This is a genomic window from uncultured Veillonella sp., assembly GCF_963551295.1.
In the GTDB taxonomy this organism is placed as follows: domain Bacteria; phylum Bacillota; class Negativicutes; order Veillonellales; family Veillonellaceae; genus Veillonella.
In genome coordinates this window covers 1-5,831 of sequence record NZ_CAUVFT010000052.1, presented here as the reverse complement: position 1 = coordinate 5,831, position 5,831 = coordinate 1, and the positions used below count along the sequence as shown (strand labels likewise).

The following is a 5,831-nucleotide window of genomic DNA, read 5'->3' as shown; positions in this document are numbered from 1 at the left end:
ATTGGTGCGCCTAGCAGGATTCGAACCTGCGCACCCGGTTCCGGAGACCGGCGCTCTATCCCCTGAGCTATAGGCGCATGAATACTTAAAAATTATATCATATAATGCTATGCTTCGATAGTATTAAGTATTATAAGAGCTCAGAGTCTAATTTACCATTATCATATGAAAATCCAGTACAATATATTCAGCTTAAATCGGTGAAATTAGACATCATACTGGAAACCTTTATCGCGAACAACTTAGATTCCATAGAAAATTGACACTCACCTAAAGTTATAACATCCCCTACACTAGTATACGCATGGACAAATATAGCATCATATACACGATTTACTAATTCCTCTGTAGTTATATGAATAGATTCTGGTAAACTTTCAAATGATTCATTTGAATTCTTCATTATATCGAAAGGCCTAAAATCTCTTTCCATCGATAATAGTCTTACTAATGGCTCACTATTTTGTCCACTGATAAACTCATAATACTTAGTATTATCTGCTATTTTTAAACCTATTAACAACGGTACAATACATAAAAAAATGAAGTTACGTCCCTTACCATCAGCAAATGTAGTATCTATAACTATATTTCCATCCAAATATTTCTTAATGGCAACTCGTATTTGTGAATAAAACTTACTTATCTCACGCAACTCAAGATTAAATATTTTTATTACACGTCTAATAATAATATCTATATAGTACTGATTATTAATACCTAAATCATTATATAAATCCTCCATATCTACTGAAGGAATAGACACACGAAGATCAAAAAACCTATCTAAATATCGACCTGAATCAAAATTTATACCATAATAATGTTTAATAGTATGTTGTAATTGCTCTAAATTTACAGAGAAAACAAATGTAATCCTTTCATCTAAGATATAATGCTTTAATTGTTCAAGTAAGTGTACTGCAAAAGAAGGTTTACAACGATCTAATTCATCTATAAAAACAACAAGTCTATTACCTCTTTCTGCTAATAACTCTGTAAAAAACGACTGTATATCAGACTCTATATTTTTCTGTTTTTTAAATAGAGTAAAAGGATCCACTGAATTTAAAGTTTCTAAAATTCCATTAAGGTTATATCCACTAATTGCAGATAAAATACTCGCAGCAAGCTTAAAAAGATTATTTTCAGATATAGAAAAATCAATACTTATTTGTTTTGTTATTTCATAAATTAATGAAAATATTGGTTCAGTATCATTATCATTAACCCATGCATCATAATAAACTGATATTATACTGCTTTCAAACTCCTCTTTATTGTCTGAAAGCCTCAAATTTGTTAAAACACGCTCTCTTAACTCCATATCTATAGAGCTTTGTGGATTACATGAATCAATTATTATCTCACTTTGGCGAACAAAAAACGTTTTCCCACTCCCCCATTTACCATCTAATGCAATAGTACAAGATTGGTCTTGATTCGTTAATATTTTATAAAAATAAACTAAATCCTTATTTCTATTAAGGGTATCATTACATAACGTTTTAATTAAATTCTCTCTTGTAGGCTGCAATTCATATTTTTTCATAAAAAACCTCTTATAACAACTTCATCAACCTTATTAACATTTAATACAATAATCATCTATAGCATAAGCTATAAATAATTCTAAAACAATATCTGATAACCCTTATAGTAGGTGAAAAATATATACATAAAAATATTTTTACCTACACAACTTATAAGTTTAGCCTTTGGTAATATACAATATCTAACAAACTTCTCATTTATAAAAAAGACCATAATACTAATCAAATTAATAACTAATATTACGGTCACATTTAATTATATTTTTCCTTTAATCAATTCTAATAGAGCATCACAGCTACAACTTATATCGTCATAGGTTTCGTCAAAATTCCCCGTATACCAAGGATCCTTTACATCACGGCTTTCACCAACAAAAGACATTGCCTTGTAAACCTTAGCATCTACGTCATCCCCAATAATACGCTTTAAATTACGCGCATTATTTTCATCCATAATGATGAGATAATCAAAGTTGTAATAATCCTCCATCGTCACTTGGCGTGCCTTGCGACGAGTATAGGGAATACCCATTTCATCTAATTTCTCTTTAGTCCCATAATGGGTATCGTTCCCTATCTCCTCACGAGATGTACCAGCGGATTCGATATAAATAGAATCACTTAAACCAGCCTTATTAACGATATGCTTCATATAAAACTCTGCCATCGTAGAACGACAAATATTGCCATGACAGATGAATAAAACATTAACCATTATAACTCCTAATGAATAAAATCTTAGTCATAATTAACTCCTTACATACTAATGGTCCTTACAGCATACGCTATAAGGACCATTAAAGCAATATTTAATTAAAAATTATGCCGTATCCCAGCATCAATGCGCCATGTATTTTCTATAGTAGCACCAAAGTTTTTAGTGAATGTACCATATAGATATGTACTAGGTCGAACAGTCCAAGATCCGCCAATCTCAGCATCAAGCCATGTATCTTTCAAATCAACTTCCGTTTGTACTGTTGAATTTCCTGGGGCAGAATACGTTGTATTCACCTTACCAGAGAATTCGTGAGCCAACGCTAATTTAGCGAAGATATTGGATCTTTCTGTTTCCTTCCCAATGCCAATACCGAGTCTGCCTACAGCAGAGTTTACAGCATCAGCTTTCACATGCATGGAACCACCACCGACAACAGAGGCATCATAGGATACACCATTCAAACGGCCTACAATAAATTCTACACTAGGATCGATATAGAAACCATTTTGCTTCTTGATGCGCTTACCGTATTCAGCACTCAATGATGTACCATAAGTATGATACTTGCCATTTAACCGCTGTCCACCAACAGTATAAAGGTTATAATTATTAGATAAACGATTACCACGAGCGATAATATCTAAATAACGACCATCGTCATGTTGTTTTGTGCCGTACAAGGCAATGCCACCAAGTTTACCATCACCACTGCCATTAGTATAAGAATTACTGGATGTACTGTAATCAATGGCACCTCCCAAAATCCAACCATTAGAAACCTTATGATCGTAGCCGACTTGTACACCATTATACGTCATATGTGCATCAGCACCGTCTGTAATTTTAGATTTACCGCCTATATATTTCGCCCATACACCTTGGTTTGTATTAGCTAAACGAAGATCTCCTAAACGGCGTTGTAAATCATTAGTATTACTCTTCCATGCCATAGCAGTCGATGTAAGAGCAGATTTTGTGCCACTTACGAGTGATGATTCACTAGCACGATTAATCTTTGTTGTGTCACCCACAACAAGGCGCCCCTGTGCATCAAAATGATTTGCACCAAGCTCTGCAACAGCACCTGGACTCGTAATACCTTCGTTAATTTGCACGGTTGCACTCAGTTTCTTGTCTTTCCCTGTATATTGTAATTTATCGGCTAAGGTTTGTATTTCTTTACGGTAACTGGCATCATCTGTTAAGTTGGCGCCATCACCTTGTACCGTAATATGGCTATTATCTGCAGCATGCTCAACAACAATTTGACCTTTCCCTGTTTCACTTGCTGGTACGCCGGACTTGTAAACAGCATTCACATAGCCGCTATAATTTTGAATTGTAATAGGACGTGCATCGATAGGATGAAGTATACCTGCTGCCGTTGGATTTGCACCGCCTACGAGATTACGAACCTTACTGCCCTTATATAGATATGCTGCATTATCCCCAGATGGACGTTCTCTTTTAGGGGTAGGACGCTCCATACCAATCCATTCATTATTCCAAGTCCCTCCATTTTGTAAGTAAATGTCAGCACCAGAATTATGAGGGTTCTTATTGCTTTCAGCATATTCATTTAGTACAGCACCCGTAAGTTTAGAATTAGGTGTTGTAAAAGCTAATGCTATATTCGTTGGCACTTCGTTATGATTTGGATCACGACCATAATCCTTATTAATTAACCCTACATTACCAACAGCGACTAATTCTTTAGACCCTGGATGTTTACCATCAGAGCCAGTATTAACGTATACATCACCCTCTTCTGCCACCACAGAGTAAGTATCAGAGGTTTCTAAAGGATGCGTGATGATACGTCCACCACCATCAACAATGATATGGCCACGTTGATTAGCTTGTAAACCGACACCGATAGCATCAATATCTACATTGCCTTTGACGTGAATATTAGTATCTCCATAATCTCTATCAGGATTGTCCTTGCTGAGTCTTGGCACTTTACCGCCGTAACCAGCATACACAGCGCTCATATAGTAATGACCGAGTTCCCTTTTTGAGGCTGGTGCATCATTCTTAAGACGTACAATCAAATCTTTATCCACCGTCAATTGTGATCCAAATCCATTATAAATACCTGATACATTTTTAGTTTTACCTGTATCTGTTAAGCTTTTACCATGCACATTAACCGTCAAGGTATCTTCTATATGCTTAACTTCTGGTTGTGTTTGTACAGGTGACCCCATTGTTAATCCAAGCAATTCCTCCGCTTTATCACTTGTGGCATTAATTTCTGTAGCAAATGCAGAGCAGGTCATTCCAGTTAATACCAACGCAGCCATCACAGCCGATATATTTTGTTGTAATTTCATAAAAATCTCTCTTTCTTACCCCGCCTAATACGAGGCTCTCACAGAACGCATTTATACATACACCCTAAAAATATAAAAAGACCCCCTAAGTCCAACTTAGGAGGTCTTTTTTATTTCACACACTTAGTAAATGGTATATCCTATATTATTCAGGATTGATGATGAAGGACAATGCACTGAAGTATTTATTTTGCTCACCTTTAGTTTGAGTTGGGAAGCCCACTTCAACGCCTACTACGTTAAGGCCATTAGCACTTACAGTAACAGTTGCTTTACCATTAGCATCTGCTTGGCTTTCATTAGTAAGATCATTAATTACGTCTTTAATAAGAGGTGCATTTGCATATGGTTTACCGTCTTTCAAGACTTGGATTTCATATGTATCACCTTTTCTAAGAGTTAATGGGTTAACAGATGGAATGATTTGAATGAAAGCATCTTTATTATTGAAAGGTTTTGCTTCTGCATTCCAGTAGTGAACGTCATATTTAATGGCATGTGTACTTTTTTGAGCACCTGGTACTTCAGAGATTGGTTTATGAACAGTTTTACCATCTTTGTCTTTTGTCCAATAACCATAGTCAAAGTCAGTTACTGTAATACCCAATTTATCATTTGGTACAAGCACTACATTTTTTTCATGTTTAATAACTTGTACAGGAATTACCATGCCATTGTTATCTAAGCCAATGATGCTTTTTACCATTTCTGGGCTATACGCATCATCAACAGGGCCTTCGCCAAGTACTAGCGCTTTTTCATCTAAGCGGTTAGCAAAGAATACGCCATGCGCATCAACGGAAGAGCACACACAACCTGCAGCTAAACCTACTGCAAATAAAGAAGCTAAGATTTTCTTATTCATAAGAACCTCCATAATCAATAACTTTTTCAATAAACTTGTTATTATTATACAGCGTTACAAATATTTCGTATATACTAATACCCCTATCAGCAAGCTATTATGCGTATTTAGTATATTAACTTATTTTTATACCCAATAATCATAAATGATAAAATTATCACCTATTTTCATGAATATATGACTTGTAAGAATATGTTAGATAAATACTTATAGATTAGATAAAAAAGGCGCTCCTTAAGGAGCGCCATTATATCCGCATAAGATATTATTTTTTGTTTTTAGCTGCTTTCGCACGTGCGTTACGATCAAGGATTGTTTTACGCATACGAATGCTTTCAGGTGTTACTTCAACAAGT

General features: G+C 35.2%; 4 protein-coding genes and 1 tRNA gene. All 5 read right to left on the bottom strand.

Going from position 1 to position 5,831, the window contains the following annotated elements:
- Positions 1–2 precede the first annotated feature (2 nt).
- The 5 genes from RYO55_RS09530 to RYO55_RS09510 all read right to left on the bottom strand — a co-directional run bounded on the left by RYO55_RS09530 (position 3) and on the right by RYO55_RS09510 (position 5,475).
- Positions 3–77 (bottom strand) — tRNA-Arg (locus tag RYO55_RS09530).
- A 110-nt stretch (positions 78–187) separates the two neighbouring features.
- Positions 188–1,552, bottom strand: a complete 1,365-nt coding sequence (locus RYO55_RS09525) for a P-loop NTPase fold protein (protein ID WP_314985292.1) — start codon at positions 1,550–1,552, stop codon at positions 188–190.
- Positions 1,553–1,809: 257 nt separating this feature from the next.
- Positions 1,810–2,268, bottom strand: coding sequence for a low molecular weight protein-tyrosine-phosphatase (locus tag RYO55_RS09520; RefSeq protein WP_314985291.1), 459 nt, complete (start codon positions 2,266–2,268; stop codon positions 1,810–1,812).
- Positions 2,269–2,366: 98 nt separating this feature from the next.
- Positions 2,367–4,610, bottom strand: a complete 2,244-nt coding sequence (locus RYO55_RS09515) for an autotransporter outer membrane beta-barrel domain-containing protein (protein WP_314985290.1) — start codon at positions 4,608–4,610, stop codon at positions 2,367–2,369.
- Positions 4,611–4,755: 145 nt separating this feature from the next.
- The gene (locus RYO55_RS09510; protein WP_314985289.1) at positions 4,756–5,475 is read right to left on the bottom strand and encodes a DUF4198 domain-containing protein; all 720 of its coding nucleotides are present in this window, start codon (positions 5,473–5,475) and stop codon (positions 4,756–4,758) included.
- Positions 5,476–5,831 lie beyond the last annotated feature (356 nt).

What these genes read in the sequence shown, in the direction of transcription:
- RYO55_RS09525 (WP_314985292.1), bottom strand. Translation starts at nt 1,552, where the DNA reads ATGAAAAAATATGAATTGCAGCCTACAAGAGAGAATTTAATTAAAACG.
- RYO55_RS09510 (WP_314985289.1), bottom strand. Translation starts at nt 5,475, where the DNA reads ATGAATAAGAAAATCTTAGCTTCTTTATTTGCAGTAGGTTTAGCTGCA.
- RYO55_RS09515 (WP_314985290.1), bottom strand. Translation starts at nt 4,610, where the DNA reads ATGAAATTACAACAAAATATATCGGCTGTGATGGCTGCGTTGGTATTA.
- RYO55_RS09520 (WP_314985291.1), bottom strand. Translation starts at nt 2,268, where the DNA reads ATGGTTAATGTTTTATTCATCTGTCATGGCAATATTTGTCGTTCTACG.